General features: G+C 59.9%; 13 protein-coding genes. 7 read left to right on the plus strand and 6 right to left on the minus strand.

The features are described from left to right. Positions 1-21: 21 nt before the first annotated feature. Positions 22-495 carry a hypothetical protein gene (locus tag DWW51_RS06500; RefSeq protein ID WP_117773921.1) on the plus strand — a complete coding sequence of 158 codons (474 nt, stop codon included), beginning with the start codon at positions 22-24 and terminating at the stop codon, positions 493-495. Further along, the gene (locus DWW51_RS06505; RefSeq protein ID WP_117773922.1) at positions 468-1,400 is read left to right on the plus strand and encodes a protein kinase; all 933 of its coding nucleotides are present in this window, start codon (positions 468-470) and stop codon (positions 1,398-1,400) included. The genes DWW51_RS06500 and DWW51_RS06505 overlap by 28 nt, the downstream gene beginning before the upstream one ends. A 37-nt stretch (positions 1,401-1,437) precedes the next feature. Here the strand turns inward: DWW51_RS06505 and DWW51_RS06510 are convergent, their stop codons facing one another. After that, entirely contained in the window at positions 1,438-2,571 is a 1,134-nt protein-coding gene (locus DWW51_RS06510; protein ID WP_117635409.1) for a glucosaminidase domain-containing protein, read from the minus strand. Positions 2,572-2,964: 393 nt separating this feature from the next. On the opposite strand from DWW51_RS06510, the gene DWW51_RS06515 reads away from it, so the two are divergent. After that, a complete protein-coding gene (locus tag DWW51_RS06515; protein WP_117735764.1) occupies positions 2,965-4,221 on the plus strand; it encodes an ATP-grasp domain-containing protein in 1,257 nt (418 codons plus the stop codon). Between the two features lie 84 nt (positions 4,222-4,305). Continuing rightward, positions 4,306-5,052, plus strand: a complete 747-nt coding sequence (locus DWW51_RS06520; protein ID WP_231501595.1) for an aspartate/glutamate racemase family protein — start codon at positions 4,306-4,308, stop codon at positions 5,050-5,052. Between the two features lie 125 nt (positions 5,053-5,177). Here DWW51_RS06520 and DWW51_RS06525 read toward each other — a convergent pair whose 3' ends face one another. The 5 genes from DWW51_RS06525 to DWW51_RS06545 all read right to left on the minus strand — a co-directional run bounded on the left by DWW51_RS06525 (position 5,178) and on the right by DWW51_RS06545 (position 12,102). After that, a complete protein-coding gene (locus DWW51_RS06525) occupies positions 5,178-5,924 on the minus strand; it encodes an energy-coupling factor transporter transmembrane protein EcfT (RefSeq protein WP_117773924.1) in 747 nt (248 codons plus the stop codon). Continuing rightward, positions 5,917-7,668 carry an ABC transporter ATP-binding protein gene (locus DWW51_RS06530; RefSeq protein WP_117773925.1) on the minus strand — a complete coding sequence of 584 codons (1,752 nt, stop codon included), beginning with the start codon at positions 7,666-7,668 and terminating at the stop codon, positions 5,917-5,919. Before DWW51_RS06530 ends, DWW51_RS06525 begins: the two co-directional genes overlap by 8 nt. A 212-nt stretch (positions 7,669-7,880) precedes the next feature. Continuing rightward, a complete protein-coding gene (locus tag DWW51_RS06535; protein WP_117773926.1) occupies positions 7,881-8,450 on the minus strand; it encodes a hypothetical protein in 570 nt (189 codons plus the stop codon). A 400-nt stretch (positions 8,451-8,850) separates the two neighbouring features. Beyond that, positions 8,851-10,776 (minus strand): C69 family dipeptidase, encoded by a 1,926-nt coding sequence (locus DWW51_RS06540; RefSeq protein ID WP_117773927.1) that lies wholly within the window; start codon positions 10,774-10,776, stop codon positions 8,851-8,853. A gap of 408 nt (positions 10,777-11,184) precedes the next feature. Continuing rightward, the gene (locus tag DWW51_RS06545) at positions 11,185-12,102 is read right to left on the minus strand and encodes a diacylglycerol kinase family protein (RefSeq protein ID WP_117773928.1); all 918 of its coding nucleotides are present in this window, start codon (positions 12,100-12,102) and stop codon (positions 11,185-11,187) included. Positions 12,103-12,200: 98 nt separating this feature from the next. Between DWW51_RS06545 and rnd the strand changes: the two genes are divergently transcribed. The 3 genes from rnd (at position 12,201) to xseA (ending at position 15,670) form a co-directional block, all read left to right on the plus strand. Beyond that, a complete protein-coding gene (gene rnd / locus DWW51_RS06550) occupies positions 12,201-13,334 on the plus strand; it encodes a ribonuclease D (protein ID WP_117655316.1) in 1,134 nt (377 codons plus the stop codon). Between the two features lie 64 nt (positions 13,335-13,398). Further along, positions 13,399-14,103 (plus strand): zinc metallopeptidase, encoded by a 705-nt coding sequence (locus DWW51_RS06555; protein WP_117773929.1) that lies wholly within the window; start codon positions 13,399-13,401, stop codon positions 14,101-14,103. 115 nt (positions 14,104-14,218) lie between these two features. Further along, a complete protein-coding gene (xseA, locus tag DWW51_RS06560; RefSeq protein WP_369832566.1) occupies positions 14,219-15,670 on the plus strand; it encodes an exodeoxyribonuclease VII large subunit in 1,452 nt (483 codons plus the stop codon). Positions 15,671-15,711 lie beyond the last annotated feature (41 nt).

Genomic DNA, 15,711 nt, shown 5'->3' on the forward strand with positions numbered 1-15,711 from the left:
CCCTGCGCTATGATGGAGGCTATGGATACTCAGACCCCAACATATCCCGATGACGAGCTGACCGCAGCGCTTGCCGAGCACCTGGCGTCGCTCGATCGCGACGACAGCTATCGCGTGGAGCGTGTACTTAAGCGCTCGTCCGTTGAAACAACTGAGCTCGTGTACTTTGAAGGAACCGGCGGTGGTTCGCTCGGCCCCTTTGTCCGTAAACGCATCGATGCCTCGGCTCAAATCGGCGGGGCATACGAGCGTCTGTTTGCCGCTCAGCGGGCAGGCAGGCGTTTTGAGCACCTGCCCAGAATCGTCGATTGTCGTCGTGTGGGCGACGAGCTCAACGTGGTTATGGAATACATCGAAGGGGAGACGCTCGGGGTGCTGGTGGACCGTCTGGGAGCCACCCCCGATTATGCGCGTGAATTGTATCCTCCCTATGCGATGCCGTGGGCGAGCTCCACGCCGGTTTTGCAATGGCGGGGGAGACGTCGGCGCCGGTGATCCATCGCGACCTCAAACCGTCGAATATCATCGTGACGGGTGCGAACTGTACGCTCGATGAGGGCCTGACGTTTTCGTCGCTGGTGATTATCGACTTGGGGATCGCGCGCGTATGGCGCGATGGCGCCGATGCCGACACCGTCAAGTTTGGCACGCGACCCTATGCGCCGCCCGAGCAGTATGGGTTTGGGCAGACGAGTGTGCGCAGCGACGTCTACGCACTTGGCGCCCTGTTGTTCTTCTGCTTGACGGGAGTCGACCCTAAACCAGGGCTCGACATGCGCGAGCAATGCGAGGCGCGTGGCATTCCCACTCCACTTGCCGATGCCGTCTGCATGTCGATGGCGCTCGACCCGGCCAAGCGTTTTGCGAGTGCGGAAGCGTTGGGACGGGCGACGCGCTCGGCATACGATCTGAGCCGCCCCGTGCGGCCTCCTACACCTGCGCCTGTCCGTACTCCGGCCTCGGAGACGGTGTTGACGCTCCAAGGGCTCCAGAACCCCGCAGGGCTTCCTAGGCCTGCCGCCTCCGCTGCATGCGGTCTGCTCTCTCGCGTTCCGGAGTCTCTGGGGCGCATTTGGAATGCGCTCGTCTGCTTCTCGCTACTTGTGTTCTTTGCCGGAAGTCACTTTGCCGTCTTTCACCCCACGGGAGCAAACCAAAGCTACCCGACGTGGCTTCTCATAATCGAGTATTTTTTCTTTGTCGATGGCCTTATGGTGCTTATGCATTTTGCGCTGCTCGATAAGCGCCGTCTTCGTCGGCGATTCGCACTGCTCGACAGCCATCGCGGCAAGAAACTCGCGAAACTCTGGCTCAAGGTATTGGGTGTGCTGCTCCTATGCATGATCGTCATAGTCGCGATTGCCAATGCGACCGGCGTCGTCGATACCTCCGCTACCTAAAAGAAAAGGGCCCCATTGGGGCCCTTTGCAGTTGCGCTTAGATGCGGTTCATCTGAGCGGCGACTTTGTTGTACCAGTCCTGCCACGTGGGCGGGCAGTACTTTTTGGCCGCTGCCGGGGTAAGGGTGGAGCCGTAGTTGGCGCCCAGATAGGCAACGTGAGCGGAGATGCCCTCGCTCCAGCTGCCAAAGCTGCGCCAACCGCCGCCACGGGCACTCCAGCCCCAGGCGTTGTAAGAATTGGCGCAATAAGCACCCTTGGTGCTCTCGATGCAGGCGATGGCGGGGGACCAACGGGGGTCGACACCGGTATTCCAGGCGGCGACGGCAAAGTTATAGCCCTGGCCTGCCATGGGGGAGCCGGCGAGATAATTGTCGATGCGGCTCGTCCACTCATTAATGAACGAATCGTAATCGGAACTACCGGTATTGGAGTTGTTCACCGTGGTGTCTATGGTGGTGTTGGTGTTGGTGGCCTGGCTGCTGGAATTGCCGCCGCTTACGCCCTCGCCCGAGAGCTTCTCGGCGGCAGCGGCCTTATCGGCCTCAAGCTTGGCAAGCTCGGCGGCATTTTCCTGCTCGGCTTTTGCCTGTGCCTCGCTGCGGAGCTGCTGGGCCTGCGCCAGCGCATCCTCGGCGTTTTTCTGCTCTGCCTCAAGCTGTGACTTGGCCTGCTGGAGCTCGGCCTTGTTCTGCTCGAGTTCGGTTTGCATATTATTGAGCTCTTCGATCTCGTCGACGCTCGAGCTCGTGATCTGGTTGGTGTATTTGCAGGTCGTGATGAACTCACCCAGGCTCTGCGCATTGACCAGGAAGCTCACGATGGGATTGGTGCCTTTCTGATACTTGTACAGATCGCGCATGGCGGAGCTTGCCTTGGCCTGCTGCTCGGGAAGTTTAGCCTCGATTTCCTCGATGCTTGCCTCATTGGAGTCAATCTGCTTTTGCAGGTCATCGAGTTTGGTGCGGGCGTCGTTGTAGGCGCTCGTGGCGGCTTCGATCTTCTGCTGGGCTGCGGAAAGCTGGTCCTGCGTTGCCTGCGAGGCGGCATACGCCGCAACGGGGGAGAGCATCGGCGTGGCCGTCAGCGCAACGGCGAGCGCGGCGCTCGTGATGATACGAGCCGGCTTCGACGCAATGAGCGCTGCGGTGCGATGATTCGAATGCTGCATCCAGTCCCTCTGCAATCAATCGTAGGTTATGGTTCGAACGGTATTCTACTACTGCTTTCGACCTCAACTTGAACCTTAAAGGTTCCAAAGGGTCAAGTTGAACTTGAGGCTTTGGCTTTGACCTGCAGTTATGATGAATTGTTGAGAAACCATAGAGTTCAACTTTAACGTTACGGAACCCTGTCGAGAAGGTTTTTGTTTATCAAAAGTCGCCTCATGTGGGGTTTTGCAACTACAGGGTCCCATCACGGCGAGGGCGGATTTCATGCTGGACGATTACGTCGATTGCCATAGATACGGTGGAGCTTTGGGCGCCGGCGGTTTGGCACGCTAGAATAAATTAGTTGCGCAAAGACCGCCCGTTGTGTGGGCAGTTCATGATAGGAAGTTTCCATGGCATTGCAGTTTACAGAGCGCGAGTTTATTCCCGTGCTGCTCGGTGGCGACATCAACGCCTATTCGGTGGCGCGCGCCTTCTACGAGGAGTACCAGGTCAAGAGCCTGGTCTTTGGCAAGTACCAGACGGGTCCCGCGTACCGCAGCCAGATTATCGACTACACGCCCAACGTGGATATCGATACCATGCCCGTGATGCTCAGGACCGTCAACGGCATTGCCCAAGCGCATGCCGATAAGACGATTGTTCTTGTGGGCTGTGGCGATAACTATGTTGCCCTCGTGGCTCAGGCCAAGGATGCCCATGAGTTGGCGGATAACATCGTCGCGCCTTACGCTCCCTACAGCATGCTTGAGCAGTGTCAGAAGAAGGAGATCTTCTACGAGCTGTGCGAGAAGCATGGCGTGCCCTATCCGCATACCTTTACCTTCACCATGGCGATGCTGAACGCCCAAGGCGAGGCACCTGCCGAAGTGCTCGACCAGATCGATTTTCCTTACCCGATGATTCTGAAGCCTTCTGACGGCATCATGTGGTGGCAGCACGAGTTCGAGGGCCAGAAAAAGGCCTATGAGATTGCCGACCGTGCCGAGCTGGAACAGGTCATTCGCGACTCGTATGCCAGCGGCTACACCGACGACCTGATCTTGCAGGATCGCGTGCCCGGCAATGACGAGTGCATGCGCGTGCTCACCAGTTATTCCGACCGCAACGGCAAGGTGCGCATGATGTGCCTGGGTCACGTGCTGCTCGAGGAGCATCAGCCTCACGGTGTCGGCAACCACGCCTGTATCATCACCGAGCCCAATGACGAGCTCATGGGCGGCGTGCGCAAGTTGCTCGAGGACCTTCACTTTGTGGGTTATTCCAACTTTGACGTTAAGTACGACGAACGCGACGGCTCGTTTAAGTTCTTCGATTTCAACACGCGCCAAGGTCGCAGCAACTACTACGTCACCAACAGCGGCTTTAACGTTGCCAAGTATGTGGTGGACGAGTATGTGTTCAACCGCCCGTTTGAGCCGGAGTTTGTGACGGCGCAGGACGAGGCGCTGTGGATGGTCGTTCCCATGGGCGTTGTCGACAAGTACGTCAAGGATCCCGAGCTGCGCGCTAAGGTGCATCGCCTGGACAAGGAAGGCAAGGGCGCCGACCCTTCGTTTATGAAGGGCGACTTTGTCTTTAACCGCTGGCTGCGCATGTGGCACACCAAGCTGCGCCACTTTAAGCTGTTCAAGACGTATTACAAGTAGATGAGTGCGGCGCCCGTCCGGTTTACATCGGGCGGGCGCGGGTATGATACGCGCAATTGCGCAAGCGTCACCAAGGAGGCGGCGATGGAAAAGCTGGGAGTTATCGGCGGCATGGGCGCCGAGGCCACGTCGTATTACTACGACCAGGTGGTGCGCCATACGGCTGCTGCCTGCGATCAGGAACATATCGACATGGTGGTGCTCTCCAAGTCGACCATGCCCGACCGCACGCTTGCCATTAAGACCGGCGAGCATGCCAAGCTGCTGGCGACCATGAAAGAGTGTGCCCAGGCACTCGAGTCGCTGGGCTGTGCGCACATTGCCATTCCCTGCAACACGTCTCACTACTTCTACGACCAGATCCAGTCGTTTACGAAGGTGCCGATTATCCACATGCCGCGTGAGTCGGTGCGCTATGCCCTTGCGGGTGCGGTGATGGGGGAGTGCGAGTTCGACCCCAACCTGAGTATGCCGGCCGAGCCGGTGCACAAGATTGGCATTATGGGCACCGACGGAACCGTGGGCGCGGGCGTCTACGGCCGCGAATGCGAGGCTGCGGGTGTTGAGGTCGTCTATCCCAGCGAGAAACGTCAGAACGATGTGATGTCGCTTATCTACGATGATGTGAAAGCCGGACGTGAGCCCGATATGGATAAGTTCGACCGCGTGATGTGGGAGTTCGCCCGTAGCGGCTGCGACCGTGTCATTCTGGCCTGCACCGAGCTATCGGTGCTGCAGAAGTATCGAGAGATGCCCGAGATCACCCTCGATGCCATGGATGTCCTGGTGCGCGAATCCATCATCCGCAGCGGCGTCCCCTACCGCCTCTAGCTTCCGACCCGTCAAAAAGGGACAGGTTAATTTTGGTAGGTTTTATCTGGTGAAACAATAAAGGTCTCGGCTCGTTTGGTGCGAGCCGAGGCCTTTTGCGTTGGGCGGTTGCTGTCGGTGGCGAACTAGAACAGGAAGCCGATGGCGATGAGGGCGATGCTGACGATGAGTACGGCGATGTCCAGGCCCTTGATGGGGTAGCGCTTGTACGAGCTGGCGCGCGTGCGCAGATAGAAGCCGCGCTGTTCTGCCGCCAAGGCCGTGGCATCGGTCTTGCCCACGCTCGAGATGAGCAGCGGCACACACAGTGGCAGCATGAGCTTAAGCTTCTTGATAGGGTTCTTGGTGTCGTACTCGACGCCGCGCGCGGTCTGCGCTTCCATGATGGCGTTCATCTCCTGACCAAACACCGGCACAAAGCGCAGCGCCGTGGTAAAGGTGAAGGCATAGCGATACGGTACGTGCAGCACCTCGACGCAGGCGTTGGCAAGGTCGTTGAGCTTGGTCACCATGAGCATGAGGATGAGCGGTAACGCCACACCCAGCAGGCGCAGACAGGCCTTCGATCCTGTGATGAGGCCCGTGTCGGTGATAAAGCCCCACACAACGTTGCCATCGCGCATAAAGGCAAGCTGGAGCACCAGCATGATAAGCGCGAGCGGAATCAGCAACTTGAGCAGCGAGAGCAGACGGTCGACGACACCGGCATAGGCACCCAGCGCAAGGGTGAGTGCCAAAAAGCCCAGCAGCGCCACGTAGGTGTCGGACAAGAAGATGCCGACGATGATGGCGGCGGCGAGGCCCAGTTTGACGACGGGGTTCAGGCGATGCAGCAGCGTATCGCCCGGCATGTAGTCGATGACGTTAACCACGGCGGACCATCTCCTTGGTAATGCGAACGATATCGGTGACCTCGCTCACCTGCGCAAAAGCGGGCGAGACGGAAGATGCCAGACGGCGCGAGAGTTCAATAACCTGGGGCGGCTCAACATAGGCACGCCGCATGAGATCGATGTTCGAGAATAGCTCGTGCGTGCGGCCGCGGTCGAGGATGTGACCGTTTGCCATGACGACGATGCGCTCGGCAAAGTCGGAAACAACTTCCATATCGTGGCAGACCATGATAACGGCGCAGCCGCGCTCGGCCATGGTGCGCACCGTTTCCATGACGGTCATGCACTCGCGGTAATCAAGGCCGCTCGTGGGCTCGTCGAGCACGACGATCTTGGGCTCAACCACTACGACGGAGGCAAGCGCCACCATTTGTCGCTGGCCGCGCGAAAGTGAGAAAGGTGCCTCATCGGCAGGCAGGCCAAAGCGGTCGATAACGAGTTGAGCACGACGCAGAGCCTCGGCACGGTCGATGCCGGCAAGCTCCAGGCCAAAAGCGACCTCGTCGAGTACGGTATCCTTGCAGATCTGGCGGTCGGGGTTTTGGAAGAGCGTTGCGACTTCGCGGGCGATGCGGCTCGTGGGAACGGCCGCGGTATCCAGTCCCGTGACGCGCACGCTGCCCGAGGCGGGCTTGAGCAGGCCTGTGAGCAGCTTGGTGAGCGTGGTCTTGCCGGCACCGTTTTGGCCGACGATGCCCACGAGCTCGCCGGGATAGAGGGTCAGGTTGAGGTCGTGGACGGCGGCGCCGCCATTGGGATAGGCAAACTCAACATGGTCGAAGGTGAGCACGGGCTCGGCGTCCTTGGCGTGCGGGCGCAACGACGGTGCGTGCGGTGAGCCGGCGGGTGCCTGAATGTCGCTGCTTGCGTGTGCGGGGTCGACGATGCCCGAAATCAGGCGCTCGGCCTCATCGACATCCAAGCAAGGGGTACCGCTTACCAGGCCATCGGCCTCGAGGCTATTGAAGATACGCGTGACGCGAGGGCAGTCGACGCCGATGGCACGGAGCTCGTCGGTATGCGCGAAGACCTCGTGTGGCTCGCCCTGCAGCGCGATTTCGCCATGGTTGAGCACGAGCACGCGGTTGCAGTACTCCGAGAGTAGGGCGACCTTTTGCTCAACGACGACGATGGTGATTCCAAGCGCGCGGTTTGCCTCACGCAGCGTCTCGAAGACCAACGTGGAGCTGGCGGGGTCGAGTGCCGCGGTGGGCTCGTCGAGAACCAAGACGCGCGGACGCATGGCGAGGATGGCAGCGATGGCCACCTTTTGCTTCTGTCCGCCCGAGAGGGTGGCGATCTCGCGGTCACGCAGGTCGCTGATGCCGACGGTCTCGAGCGTTTCACTCACGCGCCGCTCGATCTGGTCGTGGGGAACGCCAAAGTTCTCGAGGCCAAAGAGCATCTCGTCCTCGACGACCGAAGCGACCATCTGCGTGTCGATATCCTGCAGCACACTGCCGACGATTTGCGACACGTCGGTGAGCGAGGCTTCGCAGGTGTCGTGGCCGTCTACCATGACGGCCCCAAAGAACGTGCCGGTGTAGTGGTGGGGCACGGCACCCGACAGGCAGGCGGCAAGCGTGGACTTGCCGGCGCCCGAGGGCCCGATGATGCCGATGAAATCTCTCTTGTTCACGCTGAGCGAGATGTGGCTGAGCGCCCGCTCGGTCTGCGTGCCATAGGAGAACGAGACATCGTCGACGTTGATGATCGTTTCCATGGATACCTTTCATAGTCATTGGGGACGTTCTTTAATGACTAGTCGTTTAAGAACGTCCCCAAGAGCTAGTTGTTTGGGACAGTCTTTGTTGGTGGAGTGCGGAGACGGCTTTACGAGGGGCCCCAGGTTGGCGCGAAAGAGGAGCGAAGCGTACTTGGGTACGCGAGCGACGAATGAACGCCAAGATGGGGTGGCTCATAAAGCCGAGCGGGTTAGTTGAGCTTCAGGGCCTTCTGAATGGGCAGATAGAGGGCGCCGACCAGAATGGCGTTAAAGACGGCGGTCATGGCGACGACGGGCAGCATAGCGGCGGCGAGCTCGCCGACCACGCCAAGCATGGCCATCTTGATAACCATGAAGATGACGCCGGAGACAAAGGTGGTCACGAAGGTAGCGACGATGGCGACGGCAGGCTTGACCTGACCGTTCTTGCCGGCGGCGTTGACGATGCCGGCCATGAGCATGGCGGCGATGCCCTCGGCGGCAAAATCGACGAACGGCGAAGTGGTGGTGATCTGGATCACGGCAGCCGAGATGAGGCCAATGACGAGCGCCTGGCCGATGTTGGGGCGAACGACCAGGATGGTGAGGCAGAAGGCCGAGATGATGAACTCGGGGCTGATCATGCCGCCCGAGATGCCCGAGATTGCCTTGCCGACGGTGAAGTTGAGGATGAAGCCGGCGGCGAGCAGGATGGCGAGCAGGACGAGGGCGCGGACATCGAGTTTGCCGCGGTCGGCGGTCTGGACGGTGCGGGGCTGGGCGGCGGTGTTCTGAGACATGGTGAAAATCCTTTCGGAATGGGAGTGCAAGAGAAAAGCGGAGGCGCGTGATGCGAATGCGATCGGGCTCGAGATAGAAAAAGGCCCCCGGTCGAAACCGGAGGCCTTCCAATCACCTAGAGCTAAAAAACAGGCGTGAGGGACTCACTGTCGACCGATCGTATTCGCATCACGCCACCACCAGTTGTTGAGAGAGTTCATCGTGTTCTTCATGTTGGTGGCTCCTTTCGTGATGCCGTGGCGCGGTCGCACCTAGTTGCTGTTGCGCTGCACTATAGCACAGCGAAGTGTGTGCGGGGAAATCTTTTTTAAAAAGATTTCAGGCGGGTTTCCCGCCGGTCAAAAGAGCGGGCTAAGCGGGCGAGGCTGCCATTGCTGCCTTGCCCGCTCAGCTAGGACGTTACTCCTTGTTGCGACGGTAGAGGAAGTAACCACCGGCGGAGATGACGGCAACGCCAGCGATGGCGAATGCAGCCACCATGCGGCCATCAAAACGATCACCGGTGGTGGGCAGGCCGCCCTTGGTGTTCGTTTTGTTGGTGGTTACTGTGGTTGTGGTGTCCGACTTGCCAGGCTTCTCAGGCTTGGTGGTGGGCTGCTCGGGCTTAGCGGGCTGCTCGGGGGTGCCGGGCTGCTCGGGGGTGCCGGGCTGATCCGGGGTGACCGGATCGGTGGCAAGAGCATCCTTGGCGTAAGTGATGGACACCTTGAGGCCGTTGGTCTCGGTGTTCAGGTCGCTCGGGGTGAAGGGCTCGTCAAAGTTTCCGGCCTTCTGATAGGCGCGCATCTCCTGGAGCAGGGCCTTGCACTTGACGTAGGTGTTCTCGGTGGCAGCCTTGCCGGCCTTGTTGGCCAGAGCGGTGCGGCCCTCGGTGGTCGTCTCGGCCAGCATGGCGGCGTCGACTTCCTTGTTCTGTTCGATGAGCTCGTTCTGGAGTGCATCGAGGTAGGAGCGGACGCTGATACCAAGGGTATCGGGATTCTCAAAGCAGAGGGAGCTGATGTCCATGAGGACGTAGTTGATGGAGTTCTCGGGCTCCTCGTTGTTCACGATGTCCGTCTCTTTGCAGTGGTCGAAGGAGACGGTCTGGTCGCTGAAATACGGGCTAACCTCGGTAATCAGCGCGGAGTAGAAGGGGATGGCGACGGAGTACGCGGCGCGGGAGAGCATTTCCCACTGGATTGTTGCAACCTGGGGATCAAGACCGTTGCGAACCTGGAAGACGTGAATCTCGGTGTTGCGCTCGGTGCCGATGGCATAGGCACCGTCAGTGTTGGCGTTAAGGCCCGGGGTATTCTCGCCACGGTTACCGAGAGAGCGAATCATCTCAAAGGTAGTCCAGTCTTTCTTTCCGGGCTGGAAGAACAGCGGCTGCATCTCGTGGACCAAGGCGCCGGTCGTGGCGCGAGCCTCTTCGCGCTCGTCCTTGACGATCTCGTAGTCGGTGCCCTCCTGGAGCTCGTTGCCAAAGTAGTTACGGCCCTGGACGTAGCGGGTCCACTGGTGCATACCGGAATTCTGAATGGTCTCGCCATAGGTTGCGGCGACGTCGAACTTGCCGTCGGTGTACTCGGCAAAGCCCTTCTCCTTAGGCATGGACTCGATGCCCTCGGAGTGCAGGCAGTTCTCGGGGTCGTTGAGGTCGACATCGTAGTTGAGGTTGCCGATGTTGGGGTTGATCGAGGCGACGTCGTCGGCGAGCTTCATGCCGATCCACTGGTGACCGGAAAGCGCGGCAAATAGCCAGGTCTCGTTGTTGTCGGCGATGATGATCTGGTCGTTGGAGCAGACGCCCTGCTCGTCAATCAGGCTGCCGAGGAGCTCGACGCCCTCGCGGGCCGTGGCGCTCTCGCCCAGGATGACGCTGGCGTAGTTGTACTCGCCGATGCCGGTTTTAGTCAGGGGGTCTGCTGTCTCGGCATCTGCATTCATACTGGTGCTTAGCGTGGCGGAGCAGGATACGCCCTTCTCGTTGATGCCTGCTTCAGAGTAGGCATCCCAGCGGTTGTCCCACTGGGAGGGATGGTCGCGTACATAGGTGTAGCGATACGTGGTCTTGGTCGAGGTGTACATGAACGAAGACTCGTCCGAGCTGTACGTATGTCCCGGGCCGTGAGAGGGCTCAATGCCAAAGTGCTTAAGATAGCGCGGGCCATAGTCCTCGGAACGGCCGTAGTACGTGTTGCCGTCGGCCGTAAGGTTTTTGCCCATGTAGACCTGCGTGCAAGCGAGTGCAGAGGTCGGCATGGACATGATGGTTGCAGCTCCAAATGCAAGGCCTATGCCAAGCTTCTTGAGCGCGTTGACGGGGCGAGTTTTCCTCATTTTCCCTCCCAGCGTGCGAAAGCCCTCTGTCGCCAGAGGGCTTCAGCCAATAAAGACACCTCATTAGCGTAACGAACTGGAAACAATATTCATCTATGAAAGAAACTTACTCGATAAGCGTGATGAAATATGCGATGAGCGGTTAATCGTACTCAGTTTGCAGCTTTACTTTAATAAAGACGCCCTGTAATTACTGTAGCCGAATAAAGTAGCTGGGAATGCCCGAAATGAAAATCCCCCGCTGTTTGACGAATGCATAAACAGCGGGAGAGGCGATAACTGGATGAATATCATACCAATGTGGATTTACTTCTTTCGGCGGTGAATCACGTTGATGGCGTAACCGACGAGCATGGCCAAGACGATGACAATAAAGCCGATCAGGGGATTGTCGTTCATAGGGTCCTCCTATTTTCCGAGCGGGGAGAATTCGTCGACGATGAGGTCGAGGCATTGCGGAAGCGCGCGGGCTCCAAAGACGCCCGAATTGCTGGAGATAATCTCGCCATCGAACTGCATGCCCAGTGACGGGGTGCAGGTGATCTTGGCTTCCTTGGTCTGGATGATCTTGAACTGTGGGCGCCCGAGTACCTTACCGGCGGGGTCAAGCGCAGCGGTGATCACAGTAGGCAGCAGCTGAACGGTGCGCACGGGTTCGATGACCGCAATATCGACCATGCCATCGTTCATGCGGCAGTCGGGGAACAGGTTGATGTCGTTTTGAATGACCGAGGTATTGCCCGCCATGCAGCAGATGCCGTCGAGCTCCTCGACAATGCCGTCGTGCTCAATGGTAAAGTGCGCCACCGTGGGGTTGGGCGTGGCGAGAGCGGAGAGGAAGTAGGCGATCTCGCCGATGTCGTTTTTGGTGGGAGCGGCCTTCATCATGATCTCGGCGTCGAAGCCCGAGCCGGCGATGATGATAAAGCCGTGGCGCTTCTCTCTGCCGTTCTCGTCGAGCCAAAAGAGCTCGCCCATGTCCACTTTGACCGTGCGACCGGCGCGGCAAGCCTTGGCAAGCGCCGCCGCCTCAGGGGCATTGCCGATGTTGTTGAAGAACAGGCAGGCCGTGCCGGAGGGGAAGACGAGCGTGGGGACGCCGCATCCGCGCATCTGGTCGAGCACGTTGGAGACGGTGCCGTCGCCGCCCGAAATCACCACGCGATCAAACTCGCGCACGTCTGCCACGGCGTCCTCGGGTTCCATGCCATCGCCGATAAAACGCATCACGACCTCGTCGCCGCCCTGCGCGAGGGCGTGCGTGAATGCGTAGATTTCATCTGAGCTGGGGCCCGATGCCGGGTTGTGGATGATAAGGCAGCGCATACTTACGTTCCCGTTCTGTGACTAACCGAGTATAGTTGTAAGACAATGCCGTTATCCTACCCGTGTTTTTCGGGCCTAACCTTATTCGATGGGTTGATATGTACATTTCCACACATCAGGCTCTACTCGACTTTTGCCAGCGCGCCCGTGAGTTTGACGCGATTGCCGTCGATACCGAGTTTTTGCGCGAGCGCACGTTCCATCCGCGCCTGTGTTTGGTTCAGATTGCCACCCCTGCCGAGAGCGTCGCGGTCGACCCTCTGGTGATCGACGACCTGTCGCCGTTGGCCGAGCTTATGGCCGACGAGAGCGTGACCAAAGTCTTCCACGCCTGCTCGCAGGATATGGAGGTTATGCTTCATACCGTAGGCGTGCTGCCGCGTCCGATTTTTGACACGCAGGTGGCCGCCGCCTTTTTGGGCGAACGCCAGCAGATTTCCTACGGTGCGCTCGTGCAGACGTTTTGCGGCGTCTCGCTGCCCAAGACCGAGTCGCTGACCGACTGGTCGCGTCGCCCGCTGACCGACAAACAGATCGAGTACGCGATCGATGACGTCAAGTACCTGATCGTCGCCTATACCGAGATGATGAGCCGCCTGCGCGAGCTGGGCCGCGTGGACTGGGTGCTCGACGAGCTGCGCCCGCTGGCTGACGAGTCGCACTATCGCGCCGATCGCCACGAGGCGTTCCGTAAGGTCAAACGCATCAATTCGTGCAGCCGTCACCAGTTGGGCATCGCGCGCGAGCTCGCCGCCTGGCGCGAGGACCGCGCCGAGCGCCGTAACATCCCGCGCAAGTGGGTCATGTCCGACGACACGCTGCTTGCGCTCGTTAAGCGCAATCCCGTGCGCGTTGAGGAGTTCCGTAGCATTCGCGGTACCGACCAGTTGGGGGAGCGCGATGTGGACGGCGCGCTCATGGCCATCAAGCGCGGCGCGAGCTGCCCGTACGATCGCCTGCCGCTCATGGTGCGCGGGCACCGTCAGATCTCGCCGGAGCTGGAGAGCGTGACGGACCTGATGTATGCGCTCATCCGCCTGGTTGCCGAACGCTCGGGAGTGGCGACCTCGGTTATTGCCTCGCGCGATGACCTGGCCGACTACATTGAGCATCCCGAGCAGAGCCCCCTGCGTGAAGGCTGGCGTTTTGAGCTTGTGGGCTCGCGTCTGGACGATCTGCTTTCCGGCAATATGGGACTCACCGTGAAGGACGGAAAGATTGAGTTGTTATAGGGAAGCCTAGTCTGCTGAGTGGGTAGAATGCCTCCAACGTGTAACTCGATTCGGAGGAATTCGCATGCCCTATTACTATGGATACGGCTTTGGTATCGACCCGCTGTACCTGCTGGTTGTTCTTGTCTGCACGGTGCTTGGCCTTGCCGCGCAGAGCTATATCAATTCGACGTACAAGACGTGGTCCAAGGTTCGCTCGGACGGCGACACGGGCGCCACGGTCGCTCGCCGCATGCTCGACGCCAACGGCTGCAATGCCGTGGGTATCAAGGGTGTCGCCGGTGAACTCACTGACCATTACAACCCGCAGGATAACAACCTGTATCTCTCGGAAGCCAACCGCTCGGGCGGATCGGTCGCAAGCGTTGCCGTGGCCTGCCACGAGGCGGGCCATGCCGCCCAGCGTCAAAGTGGTTATGCCATGATGAAGGTACGCACTGCCCTGGTCCCGGTCGTCAACTTTACCCAGAACACCTGGACCATCGTGCTGCTCATGGGCCTGTTTATGAACATCGCGGGACTCACGACCCTCGCGCTGATCTTCTTCTCGTTAAGCGTGCTGTTCCAGCTCGTTACGCTGCCGGTCGAGATTGACGCCAGCTGCCGCGCCGTGGCGTATATCGAACAGTCGGGCATGAGCTCCAAACAGGTCAACGGTGCCAAGAAGGTGCTGACGGCCGCCGCGCTTACCTATGTGGCTGCGGCGCTCACCTCGATTATTCAGCTGCTCTATCTTATGGCTCGCTACAACAGAAACTCCAACCGATAACAAATTGGGTCGCTGGGCGCCGCGGGGATTTGTGTCCCCGCGGCGCTGTACTATGTGTTGGACTTGAATTTGCGCAGGGCCGGAGCCCTTGTGCACGATGACGAAAGGAGGCTGCGTGGCAGGCTGGAATCTAACCGGCAATGCCGTTTCCGCCGAGTTCGACGGTTCGGACGAGCAGGAGCGCAAAGAGCTCAGCGTGAGCCAGGCGGTAGAGATCGCCGCCGGTGCGCTCGAGGCCATTCCGCAGCTGAGCGTTCTGGGCGAGGTCACGGGTTTTCGTGGCCCAAACGCCCGAAGCGGCCACTGCTACTTTCAGATCAAGGACGACTCGGCGGCCGTCGACTGCATCATCTGGAAGGGCGCTTACCTTAAGCGCACCTTCGACTTGCGCGACGGCATGCAGGTAAGCTTTAAGGGCGGCTTCAATCTCTACAAGCCTACGGGTCGTATGAGCTTCGTCGCCCGCTCGTTCTCGTTAGCGGGGGAGGGTCTGCTGCGTCAACAAGTGGCGCAACTGGCCGAAAAGCTACGCCGCGAGGGCCTGATGGACGAAGCGCGCAAGCGCCGCATCCCGGTGTTCTGCTCCCGCGTGGCGGTCGTCACCTCGCTTTCGGGTGCCGTAATCGACGACGTCAAGCGTACATTGCGTCGTCGCAACCCGCTCGTCGAGCTCGTTTGCGTGGGCGCCAAGGTTCAAGGCGAGGGTGCGCCGGCCGAGCTCATTGAGGGCTTGCGCCGCGCCGCTTCCATTACGCCGGCGCCCGACTGTATTTTGCTGGTGCGCGGCGGCGGTTCCTTTGAGGACCTCATGACCTTTAATGACGAGGAGCTTGCCCGCGCGGTGGCGGCTTGTCCTGTGCCCGTGGTGACCGGCATTGGCCATGAGCCCGATACCTCGATTTGCGACATGGTGAGCGACCGACGCGCCTCCACGCCCACGGCGGCGGCAGAATCGGTGGCGCCGGCTATGACGGAGTTGGCCGATGTGCTCGAGGCGCGCCATCAGCGTCTGGGTGCCGCGATGGCATCGATGATTGGGTCGGCCCAGGTCGACCTGGAGATGCTCGATCAGCGCGGTCGCCGTGCCTGGGATACCTATACGGCTCGCTTGGGTGATGCGCTCGATGCCGCTGCGTGTCGCCCGTGCCTCAACGACCCCACATTTATGGTCGAGCGTCGCGAATCGGAGCTTGCGCTGACTGCCGATCGCCTGTCGGGCGCCATAGTACGCTCGGTCGGGACATTCCGCTCCAACTTTGAGCGCTTGCCCGAGCGTCTGGTTACAAGCACCTCGGGGCTCGATGGTAAGCGCCATGCGCTCACGCTTGCGAGTTCCCGCCTGGAGCATCAGGGACGTTCGATGCTCAGCAAACCCGCGTCCGACCTGGGCCGTGCAGCAGCCTCGCTCGATGCCCTGTCGCCGCTCAAGGTGCTTGCCCGCGGCTATTCCATCGCGTACAGCGACGATGGTGTGGCTACGAGCGCCAAGACCTTTAAGCCCGGCGACGCCATTCGTGTGCGCATGGCAGACGGCAACGTGGCGGCAACGGTCGATATGGTCGAGTAACCCGCGTTTCATAGCGATAAACCTTTAGGAAAGGAAACAGA

It is taken from the genome of Collinsella sp. AF15-51 (assembly GCF_003462845.1).
Taxonomy (GTDB): Bacteria; Actinomycetota; Coriobacteriia; order Coriobacteriales; family Coriobacteriaceae; genus Collinsella.

Bases quoted from the DNA above. Each gene is read 5' to 3' on its own strand.
- DWW51_RS06500 (WP_117773921.1), top strand. From the start codon at position 22: ATGGATACTCAGACCCCAACATATCCCGATGACGAGCTGACCGCAGCG.
- DWW51_RS06505 (WP_117773922.1), top strand. From the start codon at position 468: ATGGCGGGGGAGACGTCGGCGCCGGTGATCCATCGCGACCTCAAACCG.
- DWW51_RS06510 (WP_117635409.1), bottom strand. From the start codon at position 2,571: ATGCAGCATTCGAATCATCGCACCGCAGCGCTCATTGCGTCGAAGCCG.
- DWW51_RS06515 (WP_117735764.1), top strand. From the start codon at position 2,965: ATGGCATTGCAGTTTACAGAGCGCGAGTTTATTCCCGTGCTGCTCGGT.
- DWW51_RS06520 (WP_231501595.1), top strand. From the start codon at position 4,306: ATGGAAAAGCTGGGAGTTATCGGCGGCATGGGCGCCGAGGCCACGTCG.
- DWW51_RS06530 (WP_117773925.1), bottom strand. From the start codon at position 7,668: ATGGAAACGATCATCAACGTCGACGATGTCTCGTTCTCCTATGGCACG.
- DWW51_RS06535 (WP_117773926.1), bottom strand. From the start codon at position 8,450: ATGTCTCAGAACACCGCCGCCCAGCCCCGCACCGTCCAGACCGCCGAC.
- DWW51_RS06540 (WP_117773927.1), bottom strand. From the start codon at position 10,776: ATGAGGAAAACTCGCCCCGTCAACGCGCTCAAGAAGCTTGGCATAGGC.
- DWW51_RS06545 (WP_117773928.1), bottom strand. From the start codon at position 12,102: ATGCGCTGCCTTATCATCCACAACCCGGCATCGGGCCCCAGCTCAGAT.
- rnd (WP_117655316.1), top strand. From the start codon at position 12,201: ATGTACATTTCCACACATCAGGCTCTACTCGACTTTTGCCAGCGCGCC.
- DWW51_RS06555 (WP_117773929.1), top strand. From the start codon at position 13,399: ATGCCCTATTACTATGGATACGGCTTTGGTATCGACCCGCTGTACCTG.